The sequence below is a fragment of the Kitasatospora sp. NPDC059577 genome, from assembly GCF_042735475.1.
Classification (GTDB): Bacteria; Actinomycetota; Actinomycetes; order Streptomycetales; family Streptomycetaceae; genus Kitasatospora.
The window spans coordinates 16,390-31,626 of sequence record NZ_JBHWBZ010000084.1; the positions used below are offsets into that span (position 1 = coordinate 16,390).

Consider the following 15,237-nt stretch of genomic DNA (forward strand, 5'->3'; position numbering starts at 1 on the left):
GGCTCACCCTATTTCGAGGATCTTCTCCCGCATCGCGTACACCACCGCCTCCATCCTGGAATGCAGTTGGAGCTTCTCCAGGATGTTGCGCACGTGGTTCTTCACGGTGTTCTCGCTGATGAACAGCTCCTTGGCGATCTCCCGGTTGTTCATCCCGGTCGCCACCAGCTTGAGCACCTCCAGCTCCCGGTCGGTGAGCCGGGGCGCGGGCACCAGGTCCCGGTCGTCGGAACGTCGCTGGATCATCGACTTGAACTCGGTGAGCAGCTTGGAGGCCATCGACGGGCTGATCTGCGACTGCCCGTCGGCGACCGCGCGGATCGCCGTGGCGACCTCGTCGGTGGAGATCTCCTTGAGCAGGTAGCCGGTGGCCCCCGCCTTGATCGCCTCGTAGAGGTCGGCCTCCTCGTCGCTTATCGTCAGCATGATGATCTTGGTGCTGGGTGCCACGTCCTTGATCGCCGTACAGGCCTCGATCCCGCTGCGCCGCGGCATTCGGACGTCCATCAGGATGATGTCCGGCAGCAGGTCGGCGGCCTTCAGCACCGCCTCGGCGCCGTCCCCCGCCTCGCCGACGACCTTGATGTCCTGCTCCTCGGCGAGGACGATCTCCAGCCCCCGCCGGAACAGGGCGTGGTCGTCCACCACCAGCACACGGATCGGCTCACCCCGGCGCGGCGCGTACGCGGGCTCCTCCTCCGGCCCCAACGGCAGCCCGGGCCCAGCCGCGGGCCCCAGCCCGAAGTGATCCCCCATCCGCTCCTCCCCCTTCGCGGGTCGTCGTGCGCCAATCATTCCACGCCCGGCAGCCGCCGAGGTCACCCTCCGGCACCGATTCCCCCGCATCGGGTGACCCCGGCCCCGGACCCGACCGCGTTCGAACCACCCCGCCCCCGGAACGCCGGTGACCCCGGCGGTCGCTGCCACCGGGGTCACCCCTCCATCACCGCTCGAACGGTCAGTCCTCGTCGTCGGCCTCGCCGATCGCGCCGCCCGCGCCACTGCCCGGCCCGGCCTGCAGGTCCGTCTGCAGGTGGATGACACCGTAGTTGTAGCCGTGCCGGCGGTAGACGACGCTGGGCAGGCCGCTGTCCTTCTCCACGAAGAGGTAGAAGTCGTGGCCGACCAGTTCCATCTCGTAGAGCGCCTGGTCCAGCGCCATGGGGGCGGCCGGGTGCGTCTTCTCCCGGACCACCAGCGGGCCTTCGCCCTCCACTTCCAGGGATCCCATCATGGTCTTGCGGACGGCGCCGTTGGTCCCGCCCTCCAGCGTCGACGGCTCCGGCAGCGCGGCCAGGGCCGCGGTCGCCTCGGCGACGCTGATGGGGGTGCGGCCGTTCGCGCCGCCCTTGTGCACCCGGCGCCGGTCTGCGGACTTGCGCAGCTGCGCGTCGAGCTTCGCCGAAGCCAGGTCGAGCGCCGCGTACGGGTCGGCGGCGGCGGCTTCGGCCCGGATCACCGGCCCACGGGTACGGAGAGTGATCTCCACCCGCTCCGACCGGTCGGCCTGCCGCGGGTTGTGCTCCTTGGACACCTCGACGTCGAGGCTGATCACCTTGCCGTCGAACTTCTGGACCTTCTCCAGCTTCTCGGCCACGTGCTCGCGGAACCTCTTGGGCACCTCGGTCTTGCGGCCCTTGACGACGATGTCCACGCAGAACTCCGATCCCTCGTGCTGACGCCGATCCGGGTGCTACCGGATCGGGCTGAGACCCAGCTGGACCAGCCCATCCACTGCCGGCCCCCCGCCCCGCCGCCAGCGGCGGAAACGACTGGCCCTCACCTCACTTCCTCCCCACCAGGGACGGTTGAAACCCCCTGGAGCCTCATCGAACACCTCACAGGGGGTTTTCGCCTCCCCAGGCGAGAAACGGGGTATGACCCGATACTGCGAGCGGGCGGTCAAGCTGTTGCACCCTGTCTACCCTCCCACGAGTGAAGTATCGGTAAATACCTGGACAACACCCCCCATACGGCGGATCCTTTGCTCACTCCCCGTGCCTGCCGCCGCCAGGAGCAGCCGTGCCACCGCACCCCTCGCCCCCTCGCCCACCGTCCGGCCACGGACCGTTCGGCCACGCACTGGCCGGGCTGCTGGACGTCCTGCTCCCCGCGAACTGCGCCGGCTGCGGCAGCGAACGCACCCAGCTCTGCCCGGCCTGCCGGCACGTCCTGGCCACCGCGCGGCCCGGCCCCACCCTGCTGCCCTGGGCGCACGCCGCAGCCCCCTACGGCGACCCGGTCCGGCAGTTGCTGCTCGCCCACAAGGAACGCGGCGCACTCCGACTGGCCGGCCCGCTCGGCGAGGCCCTCGGCCGGGCCGTGTGCTCCGCCCTGGGAGCGCGGGCCGGCACCGCGCCGCTGCTGCTGGTGCCGATGCCCTCGGCCCGCGCGGCCGTCCGCGCCCGCGGCCACGACCCGACGCTGCGACTGGCCGGGGCCGCCGCCCGCTCGCTGCGCCGGGCCGGCCTGGACACCCGGGCCGCGGCGCTGCTGCGGCACGCCCGCCCGGTCGCCGACCAGACCGGGCTGAACGCGGCGGAGCGGCGCCGCAACCTGCACGGCGCGCTCACCGTGCTGCCGCGCGCCCGGGCGGGCCTGGCGGGCCGTCACCCCGTCCTGGTGGACGACCTGGTGACCACCGGGGCCAGCCTCGCCGAGGCCGCCCGGGCGCTGGCCGACGCCGGCCTGCCGGCCCGGGCCGGCGCCGCGGTCGCGGCCACCTCGATGCGCCCGGCGGGCTGACCGCCACCGGCGCGCCGCCCCGCGGGCAGCACGCCGGACCCGGTGTCAGCCCGCGCGGACGGTCCGTCCGCCCCTCCCGACCGGGCGTCAGCCCGCGTAGAAGAAGGACCGCGGCTTGTCGACCAGCGGGGCCTCCCGCCACTGGTTGTTGACCAGCCGGTAGGCCTTGAGCTCGCTCGGCTTGCCGTCCGCCTGCTTGACCTCCGCCATCGCGAGGACCGGCGGCGCCTGGGTCAGGCTGTCCGCCCGGGATTCCGAGGCCGCGACGGTCATCATGCTGTCGGCGCTCTGCAGTTGGGTGTCGGTGCTCTGCGAGCCGTCGGTGCTGATGAAGTAGAGCTGCTGGGTCCGGTCGGCCTCCTTGCCGAGCACCAGCAGCTGGTCGGCGTCCGCCCAGGACACCGAGGCGACGTCGGTGAGCGTGGGGGCGGCCCGGCGCAGCCCGGTGATCTTCACCGTCGGCGCCTGCGGGGTGCCGCCGTGCACCACCAGGCCGAACATCAGCGAGCGGATGGCCACGCCCGGGGTCTTGACCACCAGGGCGACCCGGACGCCGTCCGAGGAGATCTTCAGCGCCTGCACGGTCTGCCCGGTCAGCCCCTCGACCGGCACGGTGTACGACTTGTTGCCGCGCACCATCACGACGCGCTGCCCCTGCTGGTTGCGGTCCACCACCCAGAGGTCGCCGCGGCCGTCCCAGCTGGGCGAGGCGAAGCCGTCCTCCTTGTCGCCCGACTTCGCCGTCGAGCTGAGCACCGGCTCGCCCAGGGCGACCGCCGCGTCCGTCAGCTGCACCGAGTAGACCTGGTGGCCGTCCTCGCTGATCACGGCGGCCTGGGCGCCGCCCCGGCTGACCGCGACGGCGCCGAGCGGCGGCTTGGTGTTCGACTGCGGCTTGCCGAGGACGCCGCGGACCGGGTCGCCGGCACGCCCCTCGTCGGTCGCCACCAGGGAGCCGTCGGCGCGCTGGTAGTACTGCGTCGCGGCCGTCGATCCGGCCAGGGCCCCGGGGCCGGTGGCCGGCACGTCGGTGCGGCTGGCGGTGCAGGAGCCTCGCTGCCCCTTCAGTTCCAGCCGCTCGACCTGCCCCTTGCCCTGGTCGGCGAGGGTGTAGAAGAGCTGGGTCGCCATCCGCCGGCAGGCCATCGGCTCGCTGACGTCGGCGCCGCCGAGCTGCACGTGGGCGACCCGGCCGTCGTCGATGGTCACCCGGTCGACCCGGGCGGCGTTCGGGAAGGCCGTGCGGACCACCGGCGAGAGCCAGGTGGAGGGCCCGTCGGCCACCGCCTGGGCTGCCGAGGTCAGCGGGTCTATTCGGCGCCGCAGGTAGATCGGGTCAGCGACCAGCACCTCCTGGCCGACGTTCCCCGAGGCCACCGCGGACGGGTCCGGCGAGGTGTAGAAGAACCGCTCGACCTGGCGGAAGCTGTTCCGGAAGTTGGTCTCGTTCATGATCACGCCGGACGGCAGCTTGTCGATCCGCCACTCGCCGTCCTTCTCCCGGACGAAGGTGAAGTCGGACGAGACGTTGTTGTTCTGCCCGGCCACCGGCAGGTACGAGTGCTTGTCGTCGACGCTGGCGACCAGTTGCCCGCTGACCGTCACCGTCACCGGGTCCAGGCCGTCCGCGTTGGTGACGTCCTGGCCGCCCGGGATGGTGGTGGACGAGAGCACCCGGATCCCGGCCTCCGGCTTCCAGGCCGCGGCGGCGCCCTCGGTGAGGTACTTGCGCGCCGTCTCGTACCCCTCGTCGGCGGTCACCGCGTCCAGGAAGCCGGTCAGCAGCTCGTGCGGCTTGGCTCCCTTGCCGGGTGCCACCGGGTAGACCCTGGCCTGCAGGTTCTTGTCCGCCGAGCCCTGGGACAGCTCCACCTTGGTGATGCCGCCGGAGTCCGGCATGGCGGCGCAGCCGCTCGCCAGCAGGGCGAGCAGCGCGCCGGTCACCGCGAGGCGCCGCGGCTCAGTCCTGTTGCTCGTCCCTCGCACGATGCGACCCCTCCAGGTCCGTCCCACCCATCACGTCCGGCTCAGCCGTCCGCTGTGCCACCGACGGCCGTCCGGGCGTCGGGTCCACCATGACCTGGGCGCCGGTCGCCCCGTACCCGGCACCCGCCGTCCGCACGTCCGAGGGGTCCGTACGCGGCCCCTCGGGCAGTCGGCGCTGGCCGAGGCCGGGGCCGATGTTCAGCACCCCGCCGAGCCCGCTGCCGAGGCCGGCACCGAGACCGAGGCCGTCCGGCGCCTCCGTCGGCTCCTCGGCGACGGTCATCGCCGTCGAGCCGACCGGGCTGATCGCCCGCCGGTACGGCGTCCCGTACGTGCCCAGGCCCCGGTTGTTGCGGGAGTCCTCCGGCTCCAGCCGGAAGGGCGCCCGGGAGATCTCGCCGCCGCGGGTGCGCGGCAGGGTCAGCCGGAAGTGCGAGCCGCCGCCGGGCTCGCCCCAGGCCTGGAGCCAGCCGCCGTGCAGGTGGGCGTCCTCGACGGCGATGGACAGGCCGAGGCCGGTGCCTCCGGTGGTCCGCACCCGGGACGGGTCGGCCCGCCAGAAGCGGTGGAACACCCGGGACGCCTCGCCCGGCTTGAGGCCGATGCCGTAGTCGCGCACGCCGACCGCGACCGCGCCGTCCGCCGAGCCCAGCCGGACCACCACGTCGCGGCCCTCGCCGTGCTCCAGCGCGTTGACGACCAGGTTGCGCAGGATGCGCTCGATCCGGCGGGAGTCGACCTCGGCCAGCACCGGCTCGCCGTCGCCGCGGATCACCACGGCGCTGCCCTTGGCCTCGGCGAGCGGTTCGGCGGCCTCGACCACCCGGCCGACGATCTCTCGCAGGTCGACCGGCTCGGCGTCCAGGATCGCGGCGCCGGCGTCGAACCGGCTGATCTCCAGCAGGTCGGCGAGCAGCGACTCGAAGCGGTCCAGCTGGCCCTGCAGCAGCTCCGCGGAGCGGGCGGCCATCGGGTCCAGGTCCTCGCGGCTGTCGTAGATGAGGTCGGCGGCCATGCGCACCGTGGTCAGCGGGGTGCGCAGCTCGTGCGAGACGTCCGAGACGAAGCGCCGCTGCACCCGGGACAGCTCCTCCAGCTGGCGGATCTGCGCCTGCAGGGCGTTGGCCATCCGGTTGAACGATTCCCCGAGGCGGGCGATGTCGTCCGTCCCGGTCACCTTCATCCGCTCTTCCAGGTGCCCGTCGGCGAGCCGCTCGGAGATCCCGGCGGCCATCCGGACCGGGGTGACCACCTGGCGCACCACGACCCAGGCGATGCCGCCCATCAGGATCACCACGAACACGCCGGCGGTCGCCAGGGTGCCGGTGACCAGGTTGAGGGTGTCGGTCTCCTGGCCGAAGGAGAACACGTAGAACATCTGGTAGCTGTTGCCGGCCGCGGCCGGACCGATGAACTGCATGCCGAGGGCCAGCCCGGGCTCGGTCTTCCCGCCGCTCTCGGGCGAGCGGTGGATCCGGGTCGGCTGGTCGAACATCTGGCCGGGCTCGGAGGCGAGCTTGGCCCGCAGGGCGTCCGGGATGCTGCTGGGCTGGATGTCACCGGAGTAGCGCGGCGCGAAGCCGGCGGTGTCCGGGACGACGGCGCCGCTGCCGGGGGCCATCGCGATCACCGAGTAGACGGTCTGCCCGCTCCCGGCGAGGTCGTTGACCTGCCGCAGCAGCCAGGTGCCGGTCTCGTCGACGGTCGGGTCGGCGGTGCCCCGCAGCTTCTGGTCCCTGGCCTCGTCGATCTTCTTCTGCTCGACCTGGAAGCCGATCCTGGCCTGCGCCCGGGCGGCGTCCATCTTGGTGTCGAGCAGGCCGGTGCGCACCTGCGCCACCACGACCACGCCCAGCACCAGGACCACCGCGATGGACGCCAGCAGGGACACCGCGACCACGCGCAGCTGGATCGACCGCCGGTACAGCGCGGACACCCGGTGCACGGGACGGCGCAGCTGACGCTTGGCCAGCCCGACGACGCCCGAGGGGCGCCGACGGCGGGTGGTCGAACTCAGTACGTCCCCGCGCACGGCTCCGGCCCCGTCGGTCGCGGTACCCGACGGGGTCTCGTCAGCCCGGTCCGTCACGTCAGCTGGGTCCGGCCTTGTAGCCGACGCCGCGGACGGTCACCACGATCTCGGGGCGCTCCGGGTCCTTCTCGATCTTGGAGCGGAGGCGCTGTACGTGGACGTTGACCAGGCGGGTGTCCGCCGCGTGGCGGTAGCCCCAGACCTGCTCCAGCAGCACCTCGCGGGTGAACACCTGCCAGGGCTTGCGGGCCAGCGCGACCAGCAGGTCGAACTCCAGCGGGGTCAGCGGGATGCCCCGGCCGTCCCGCTTCACCGAGTGGCCGGCCACGTCGATCACCAGATCGCCGATGGTCAGCTGCTCGGGTGTCGGCTCCTCGGCGCGGCGCAGCCGCGCACGGACCCGGGCCACCAGCTCCTTGGGCTTGAACGGCTTGGTGACGTAGTCGTCGGCACCCGATTCCAGGCCCACCACCACGTCGACCGTGTCGGTCTTGGCGGTCAGCATGACGATCGGAATCCCGGATTCCGCCCGGATCTGCCTGCAGACGTCGATGCCGTCCCGACCGGGCAGCATCAAGTCGAGCAGGACCAGATCGGGCTTGGTCTCCCGGAACGCGGCTAGCGCCTTGTCCCCATCCGCGACGAAAAACGGCTCAAAACCCTCACCACGCAGCACGATGCCGAGCATCTCGGCCAGTGCGGAGTCGTCATCAACGACGAGGACGCGTCCCTTCATGCGTCCATCCTCTCATTACCGGATTGTGACCTGCCGCACAGCAGTGCCATTGCTCCAGAACGGCCAACTTCCCCCACCGGCGCATTCCGGCCATACCGGGCGAATGACCACGGCCCGAGCGCCTCCGAACCGTCCGCGGCCCACCGCCCGACCCACCGTGACCGCCCGTTGCCGATCAGCAACCGGATCCCCATGGGGCCTCCTGCGGCCCCATGGCACGATTGGCGCTGCGTGCGGGCGGAAGATCCGTCCGGAGCCGCGCCCACGACGCCCCTCCGAGGAGCAGTGATGACCGACACTCCGGGCTGGGCCTCGCCCAGCTCGTCCGAGCCACCCCGCGACGGCGTCCGGCCCCCGGCCGACGCGCCCGCCGCCGTGCCCGGGCCGTCGGCACCACCGCAGGCCACCCCCGGCTGGACCGGCCAGCCGGGCCAGTACGGCCAGTACGACCGGCCCCAGTGGGGCCAGCAACCCCCCGGCGGCCGGCACCCCCACGGCTGGGGCGCACCGCAGAGCCCCAGGCCCGGCGTCATCCCGCTGCGCCCGCTCGGCGTCGGCGAGCTGCTCGACGGCGCCGTCGGCACCGTCCGCCGGCACTGGCGGACCGTCCTCGCCCTCTCCCTCGGCATCGCCGTGGTCGCCCAGGCCGGAGCCGTCCTGGTGGACCTCCTGGTCAGGGGCAAGACCGGCGCCGCCACCCAGACCCTGCGCCTGGTCGCCGCCCTGCCGCTGCAGTTGCTGCTCGACGTGCTCGCCGCCGCGCTCCTCACCATCGTCGTCAGCCGCGCCGTCCTCGGCCGCTCCGCGACCGCCGGGGAAGCCTGGCGCGACGCCCGGCCGCGGATCCTGCAGCTGCTCGGGCTCACCCTGCTCACCGTCCTGATGGGCCCCGGCGTGGCCCTGCTCGGCTTCGCCCCGCTGATCGGTTACGGCGCCGGCGGCGCCGACGAGCCCGCGACCACCGCGCTGCTCTTCCTCGTCGGCCTGCTGGCCCTGCCCGTCGCCGCCTGGCTGTGGGTCCGCTACAGCCTGGCCGCCCCCGCGCTGATGCTGGAGAAGCAGGGCGTGGCCACGGCACTGTCGCGCTCGCGGCGCCTGGTCCGCGGCTCCTGGTGGCGGATCTTCGGCATCACCCTGCTGAGCAAGGTGCTGTCGCTGGTCGTCGCGGTGGTCATCGCCGTCCCGTTCCGCTTCATCGGCCTGATGCTCGGCTTCGAGACCCTCGACCCGAACGGCCTGACCGGCACGAGCCACCAGGGCGTCGCGATGATGGTCGTCATGGCGGTCGCCGGAATCATCGCCGGCACCCTCACCACCCCCTTCATGGCGGCCGTCGGCGTGCTGCTCTACGTCGACCAGCGGATCCGTCGCGAAGCCCTGGACATCGAGCTCGCCCGCGCCGCCGGTCTGCCCGAGTACGGCGGCACCGGCTGGGGCGAGCCCAGCGACCAGACCCCGGCGAGGCGCTGAACCGGATGCCTAGTTGGGGGGACAGGCTCCTCGCCGCGGGCGGCGCCCCGGTCACCGTCCCGCGCGATCCCGCGCGCGACGCCGCCCGGGACGAGCTGCTCAACGCCGAGTACCACAAGAACGACCCGTCGATCCTGCAGCGGGCCGTGGACTGGTTCTGGGACCACGTCTCCGGCGCGCTCGGCAGCATCTCCGGCGACGGCACGAGCGGCACCACCGGCCTGGTGCTCTTCCTGGTCGTCGCGGTGCTGATCGGCGCCGCGCTCTGGTGGCGCCTCGGCGCGCCCGGGCGCGCCGCCCGCACCACCGGGGACGTGTACGGGGTCGAGGGCCCGCGCAGCGCCGCGCAGTACCGGGCGGACGCCGCCGGGCATGCCGCCGCCGGGCGCTGGGCCGACGCCGTCCGCGAGCAGATGCGGGCCCTCGTCCGGGGCCTGGAGGAGCGCACCCTGCTCGACTCCCGCCCCGGCCGCACCGCGGACGAGGCCGCCGACGAGGCAGGCCGGGCGCTGCCCGAGCACGCCGCCGCACTGCACGCGGCCGCCCGCACCTTCGACGACATCACGTACGGCGAGCGCACCGCCGACCAGGCCGCGTACCGCCTGCTGCACGAGCTCGACCGGACGCTGGAGCGCACCCGCCCGGTGCTCACGCCCGGCGCGGCGGCCCCCGCCGCGTCCGCTTCGACCCCGCCCCAGGCCCCGGGAGGAACGGCATGACCGCCACCGCCCCCGCGCCGTCGCCCGCGGCCGAGGCGCCGGCCGGCGCCGCCCCGACCAGCCTCGCCCCCACGGCCCGCGGCCTGTGGCGCCGGGCCCGCTGGTACCTGGCCTTCCTCGCCGCCCTGCTGATCGGCGCCGTCGCCGTGACCTCCCTCGGCCAGGACCACCGGTACCCGCCGCTCGACCCCCGCTCGTACGACGCCGACGGCGCCCACGCCGTCGTCACGCTGCTCGAACAGCAGGGCCTCAAGGCCGAGTTCACCACCGACCCGACCGGCAGCCCGGCCGGCCCCGACACACTCGTGCTGCCCGAACCGGACCTGCTCGACCCCGCCCAGCTGCGCGCCGTCGCGGCCGCCGGACACCGGAGGCTGGTCCTGATCGCCCCGGGCCCGACCGCACTCACCGCGCTCGCCCCCGGCATCCGGCCGTCCGAGGACGGCGGCGGCTACGCCTCCGTCCGCAGCACCGCAGCGGACTGCCCGCTCGTCGAGGCCACCCGGGCCGGCAGCGCCCACCTGGGCGGCATGCTCTACACCAGCGGCAGCCGCGGCCAGGGCTGCTACCCGCGCGGCCACGGCTACCCGCTGGTCAGCACCCCGGCCGGCGCCGGCGACGTCATCGTGCTCGGCAGCGGCGCGTTCCTGCAGAACGAGAAGCTCGCCACCGACGGCGACGCGTCCCTCGCCCTCGGCCTGCTCGGCTCGCAGCCGCACCTCACCTGGCACCTGCCGGACTACACCGCCCCGCTCGCCGAGGGCGCCGGCCACAAGACCCTTGAGGACTTCATCCCGAGCGGCTGGCACTGGGCCTACTACCAACTCGTGGTCGCCGCCGTGCTCGCCGCCCTCTGGCGCGGCCGCCGGCTCGGCCCGGTGGTCAGCGAGGCCCTGCCCGTGGTGGTCCGCGCCTCCGAGACCACCGAGGGTCGTGCCCGCCTCTACCGGCGGGCCAGGGCCCGCGGCCACGCCGCCGAGGCCCTGCGCGGCGCGACCGCCCACCGCCTCGCCCCGGCCCTGGGCGTCCCGCTCCGGGCCGGCGCACCCGACACCGACGCACTCTGCGCGGCCGTGGCCGACCGGCTCCCCGGCCGGCCCGCCGGGGACGTCCGGGCCCTGCTGTTCGGCCCGCCCCCGACCGACGACGCCGCACTGCTGCGGCTCGCCGACGACCTCGACGCCCTCGAAAGGCAGGTTCGGAACCCGTGACCGACCAGGCAACCGCCCAGCTCCGCGCCGTCCCCGCCCCGGCGACCGCCACCCCCGGCAGCACCGACCCGCGGGCCGCGCTGACCGCCCTGCGCGCCGAGATCGGCAAGGCCGTGGTCGGTCAGGACGCCGCCGTCACCGGCCTGGTGGTCGCACTCCTGTGCGGCGGCCACGTCCTGCTGGAGGGCGTCCCCGGCGTCGCCAAGACCCTGCTGATCCGCACCCTCTCCACCGCGCTCAGCCTGGAGACCAAGCGCATCCAGTTCACCCCCGACCTGATGCCGGGCGACGTCACCGGCTCGCTCGTCTACGACGCCCGCACCTCCGAGTTCTCCTTCCAGCCCGGCCCGGTCTTCACCAACCTGCTGCTCGCCGACGAGATCAACCGCACCCCGCCGAAGACCCAGGCCGCCCTGCTGGAGGCCATGGAGGAGCGCCAGGTCACGGTCGACGGCGAGCCGCGCGCGCTGCCCGCGCCGTTCATGGTCGCCGCGACCCAGAACCCGGTCGAGTACGAGGGCACCTACCCGCTGCCCGAGGCCCAGCTGGACCGCTTCCTGCTCAAGCTGATCCTGCCGCTGCCCGACCGCGACCAGGAGTTCCAGGTCCTTTCCCGGCACGCCGCCGGCTTCGACCCCCGCGACCTCGCCGCGGCCGGCGTCCGCCCGGTCGCCGGGCCCGAGCACCTCGCCGCCGCCCGTGAGCAGATCGCCAAACTGACCGTCTCCCCCGGGGTCCTCGCCTACATCGTCGACCTCTGCCGCGCCACCCGGCAGTCCCCGTCGCTGTCCATCGGCGTCTCCCCGCGCGGCGCCACCGCCCTGCTCGCCGCCTCCCGCGCCTGGGCCTGGCTGGCCGGCCGCGACTACGTCACCCCCGACGACGTGAAGGCGCTCGCCCTGCCCACCCTGCGGCACCGGGTCGCGCTGCGCGCCGAGGCCGAGATGGAGGGCGTCACCGCCGACTCCGTCATCCAGGCCGTCCTCGCCCAGACGCCCGCACCCCGCTGATCCACCCGATCAGCCCGACCCTCCCGATCCATCGCCCGCCGCCCGCCGCCCGTTCCCGTCACGGGCCTCCGGACGACGGGTCACCGAAGGAGCGCACCGCATGGCCCTCACCGGGCGAACCGCCCTGCTCGCCGCGCTCGGCGCGCTCGTCGTGGGCCTGCTGCTGCCGTCGGCGACCGGGATCTGGCTGGTCACCGGCACGGTCCTGCTCGCCGTCGTGGCCGACCTGGTGCTCGCCGCCCCCGTCCGCGAGCTGCGGTTCGGCCGGGGCGGCGACACCACCGTCCGGCTCAGCGAACCCGCCTCGGTCGAACTGACCGTCACCAATCCGTCCGGGCGCCCCCTCCGGGCCCTGGTCCGCGACGCCTGGGCCCCGTCCGCGTGGCGGCCCGGCACCGCCGAGACCGCCTCCCGGCACACCCTGACCGTGCCCGGCGGCGAACGGCGCCGGGCCGTCACCCTGCTCGACCCGACCCGCCGCGGCGACCACCACGCCCACCGGGTCACGGTCCGCTCGTTCGGCCCGCTCGGCCTCGCCGCCCGCCAGGGCTCGCACCTCGTCCCGTGGACGGTCCGCGCGCTGCCCCCGTTCGCCAGCCGCAAGCACCTGCCCTCCCGGCTCGCCCGCCTGCGCGAACTCGACGGCCGCACCTCGGTGTTGACCCGCGGCCAGGGCACCGAGTTCGACTCCCTGCGCGAGTACCTGCCCGGCGACGACGTCCGCTCCATCGACTGGCGCGCCAGCGCCCGCCGCACGACCGTCGCCGTCCGCACCTGGCGCCCCGAACGCGACCGGCACATCCTCGTCGTCCTCGACACCGGCCGCACCTCGGCCGGCCGCGTCGGCGACGCCCCCCGCCTGGACGCCGCCCTCGACGCCGCCCTGCTGCTGAGCGCCCTCGCCACCCGCGCCGGCGACCGCGTCGACCTGCTCGCCCACGACCTCCACAAGCGCGCCGCCGTGGCCGGCTGCTCCGCCCACGAGGTCCTGCCCGCCTTCACCAACGCGATGGCCGACCTGGAGCCCGCGCTACACGAGACCGACATGCGCTCGCTGGTCTCCACCGCCCTCAAGATGGCACCGCAGCGCTCACTGATCGTCCTGCTCACCGGCCTCGACGCGGCCCCGGTCGAGGACGGCCTGCGCCCGCTGCTGCCGCTGCTCACCAAACGCCACGAGGTCGTCCTCGCCTCCGTCGCCGACCCGCGGCTGGACGTCCTCGCCGCCGGCCGCGGCACCGTCGAGGCCGTCTACGGCGCCGCGGCCGCCGAGCAGACCCGTGCCGACCGCCGCGCCACCGCCGAACACCTCACCCGCCACGGCGTCACCGTGCTCGACGCCCCGCCCGCACAGATCGCCCCGGCCCTGGCCGACACCTACCTGGCGCTGAAGGCCGCGGGCCGGCTCTGACCCCGCCCCGGCCGGCCCCTCGGGACCCCTCGGGTCCCCTCAGCGGGGCCGACCGGCGTTCGGACCCGCGTTGAGCCGGGCCGCCTGACGGGTCAGATGCTCGCGCTCGGCCAGGTTCGCCGCCTTGTGCGCCGCCTCCGCGTACAGGCGTGCCGCCGTCCCCGGGTCCCCGTCGCGCTCGTGGAGGTACGCCGCCACCGCCGTGTACCGGGGCAGTGCGTCGTCCAGCTCCGCGAGCGCCGCCAGCCCGGCCCGCGGCCCGTCCGCCTCACCGACCGCCACCGCGCGGTTCAACCGCACGACCGGACTGTCCGTCAGCCGCACCAGCTCGTCGTACCACTCGACGATCTGCACCCAGTCCGTCTCGGCGGCGGTGGGGGCGTCGGCGTGCAACGCCGCGACGGCGGCCTGTGCCTGGAACTCGCCCAGCCGGTCACGGGCCAGCGCAGTCCGGAGGATCCCAACCCCCTCGGCGATCAACCCGGTGTCCCACCGACCGCGGTCCTGCTCGGCCAGCGGGACCAGGCTGCCGTCGGGCCCGGTCCGGCCGGCCCGCCGGGCGTGGTGAAGCAGCATCAGGGCCAACAGCCCCGCCACCTCGGGATGGTCGCTCGCAGCCGCCAGCCGTCTGGTGAGCCGGATGGCCTCGGCGGCGAGGTCGACGTCCCCGGAGTAGCCCTCGTTGAACACCAGGTAGAGGACGCGCAACACCGTGGAGAGATCTCCGGGTTGATCGAACCGCACGCCGGACACGGTGCGCTTGGCCCGGCTGATGCGCTGGGCCATGGTCGCCTCGGGCACCAGGTAGGCCCGGGCGATCTGGCGGGTGGTCAGACCGCCCACCGCCCGTAGGGTGAGCGCGACCGCGGACGACGGCGTCAACGACGGGTGGGCGCACAGGAAGTAGAGCTGGAGCGTGTCGTCCACCTCGGCCGCCGGCCCCGGACCCGGCTCCTGGTCGACCAGATCCTCCCGCCGGCGGCGGGCGGTGTCCGACCGGGCCGCGTCGAGGAACTTCCGCCAGGCGACCGTGACCAGCCAGCCCTTGGGATCCCGGGGCGGACCGGCCGGCCAGACGCGCACCGCCTCGACCAACGCCTCCTGGACGGCGTCCTCGGCCGCCGCGAAATCCGCTCCGCGGCGGACGAGGATCCCGAGCACGCTCGGCGTGAGGCTCCGGAGCAGGGCCTCGTCCATCGGAAAGGTCACTCCGTGATGGTGGGCGGCGCGGCCAGGAACGGACGCAGCTCCAGCCACTCGTGGATCGGCTTCCCGCCGGCCCCCGGCGCGGCCGACAGCTCGCCGGCCAGCTCCAGGGCCCGCTCGTAGCTGTCCACGTCGATCACCATCCAGCCGGCGATCAGGTCCTTGGTCTCCGCGAACGGACCGTCGGTGACCGGCGGACGGCCCTCGCCGTCGTACCGCACCCAGGTGCCCTCGGGTGCGAGCGCCTGACCGTCGACGAACTCGCCGGTCTTCTCCAGCCGGGCCGCGAAGTCCTGCATGTACCGGATGTGCGCGGAGATCTCCTCCGGCGTCCACTGGTCCATCGGCACGCAGTTGACCGCGTCCGGGGCACCCCGGTAGTGCTTGAGCATCAGGTACTTGGCCATCGTGCTTCTCCCTCGTGCTGGTGCCACCCATTGTGGCCGCGTTCACCCCGGGGACGAAGCCGGCCACGGGTTCTCGACACGGTCGACCAAGATTTTCGTGATCCTCCCCCGCAGCCCCTCCCGCCGGAGCCGCCAGGACTCCCACCGGCGCCCGTGCGCATCGGCCGGCTCCGATGGGCTCCGGCGTTCGCCCCGGAAACACGTGCCCCGGAAACGCAAAGAACCCCCATCCGGAATCCGGATGGGGGTTCTTCACAAAGGTTGTTCGGCGGCGTCCTACTCTCCCACAGGGTCCCCCCTGCAG

At 74.1% G+C, this 15,237-nt stretch carries 13 protein-coding genes; 6 read left to right on the forward strand and 7 right to left on the reverse strand.

Features of this window, described 5'->3' with window-relative positions; genetic code table 11:
- Positions 1-3: 3 nt before the first annotated feature.
- A complete protein-coding gene (locus ACFV0O_RS38230) occupies positions 4-756 on the reverse strand; it encodes a response regulator (RefSeq protein ID WP_380348930.1) in 753 nt (250 codons plus the stop codon).
- Between the two features lie 202 nt (positions 757-958).
- Entirely contained in the window at positions 959-1,654 is a 696-nt protein-coding gene (hpf, locus tag ACFV0O_RS38235; RefSeq protein WP_380348932.1) for a ribosome hibernation-promoting factor, HPF/YfiA family, read from the reverse strand.
- 368 nt (positions 1,655-2,022) lie between these two features.
- Here hpf and ACFV0O_RS38240 point away from each other — a divergent pair, with 368 nt between their 5' ends.
- Complete coding sequence (locus ACFV0O_RS38240) at positions 2,023-2,745, forward strand: ComF family protein (protein ID WP_380348935.1); 723 nt, start codon at positions 2,023-2,025, stop codon at positions 2,743-2,745.
- 87 nt (positions 2,746-2,832) lie between these two features.
- Here ACFV0O_RS38240 and ACFV0O_RS38245 read toward each other — a convergent pair whose 3' ends face one another.
- From ACFV0O_RS38245 to mtrA, 3 genes are all read right to left on the reverse strand, one after another.
- Positions 2,833-4,731 carry an LpqB family beta-propeller domain-containing protein gene (locus ACFV0O_RS38245; RefSeq protein WP_360253513.1) on the reverse strand — a complete coding sequence of 633 codons (1,899 nt, stop codon included), beginning with the start codon at positions 4,729-4,731 and terminating at the stop codon, positions 2,833-2,835.
- Complete coding sequence (gene mtrB / locus ACFV0O_RS38250) at positions 4,706-6,748, reverse strand: MtrAB system histidine kinase MtrB (protein ID WP_380348947.1); 2,043 nt, start codon at positions 6,746-6,748, stop codon at positions 4,706-4,708. Before mtrB ends, ACFV0O_RS38245 begins: the two co-directional genes overlap by 26 nt.
- Positions 6,749-6,821: 73 nt before the next feature.
- Positions 6,822-7,499, reverse strand: a complete 678-nt coding sequence (mtrA, locus tag ACFV0O_RS38255) for an MtrAB system response regulator MtrA (protein WP_030061806.1) — start codon at positions 7,497-7,499, stop codon at positions 6,822-6,824.
- Positions 7,500-7,787: 288 nt separating this feature from the next.
- On the opposite strand from mtrA, the gene ACFV0O_RS38260 reads away from it, so the two are divergent.
- The 5 genes from ACFV0O_RS38260 to ACFV0O_RS38280 all read left to right on the forward strand — a co-directional run bounded on the left by ACFV0O_RS38260 (position 7,788) and on the right by ACFV0O_RS38280 (position 13,320).
- On the forward strand, positions 7,788-8,969 hold the full coding sequence (locus ACFV0O_RS38260) for a glycerophosphoryl diester phosphodiesterase membrane domain-containing protein (protein ID WP_360253515.1): 1,182 nt from the start codon (positions 7,788-7,790) through the stop codon (positions 8,967-8,969).
- 5 nt (positions 8,970-8,974) lie between these two features.
- A complete protein-coding gene (locus ACFV0O_RS38265) occupies positions 8,975-9,688 on the forward strand; it encodes a DUF4129 domain-containing protein (protein WP_380348937.1) in 714 nt (237 codons plus the stop codon).
- The gene (locus ACFV0O_RS38270; protein ID WP_380348939.1) at positions 9,685-10,899 is read left to right on the forward strand and encodes a DUF4350 domain-containing protein; all 1,215 of its coding nucleotides are present in this window, start codon (positions 9,685-9,687) and stop codon (positions 10,897-10,899) included. Before ACFV0O_RS38265 ends, ACFV0O_RS38270 begins: the two co-directional genes overlap by 4 nt.
- Complete coding sequence (locus ACFV0O_RS38275) at positions 10,896-11,909, forward strand: AAA family ATPase (RefSeq protein ID WP_380348941.1); 1,014 nt, start codon at positions 10,896-10,898, stop codon at positions 11,907-11,909. The genes ACFV0O_RS38270 and ACFV0O_RS38275 overlap by 4 nt, the downstream gene beginning before the upstream one ends.
- A gap of 100 nt (positions 11,910-12,009) precedes the next feature.
- A complete protein-coding gene (locus tag ACFV0O_RS38280) occupies positions 12,010-13,320 on the forward strand; it encodes a DUF58 domain-containing protein (RefSeq protein ID WP_380348943.1) in 1,311 nt (436 codons plus the stop codon).
- A 39-nt stretch (positions 13,321-13,359) separates the two neighbouring features.
- Here the strand turns inward: ACFV0O_RS38280 and ACFV0O_RS38285 are convergent, their stop codons facing one another.
- On the reverse strand, positions 13,360-14,517 hold the full coding sequence (locus ACFV0O_RS38285; protein WP_380348950.1) for an RNA polymerase sigma factor: 1,158 nt from the start codon (positions 14,515-14,517) through the stop codon (positions 13,360-13,362).
- Positions 14,518-14,525: 8 nt separating this feature from the next.
- On the reverse strand, positions 14,526-14,933 hold the full coding sequence (locus tag ACFV0O_RS38290) for a YciI family protein (RefSeq protein ID WP_360253523.1): 408 nt from the start codon (positions 14,931-14,933) through the stop codon (positions 14,526-14,528).
- Positions 14,934-15,237: the final 304 nt, after the last annotated feature.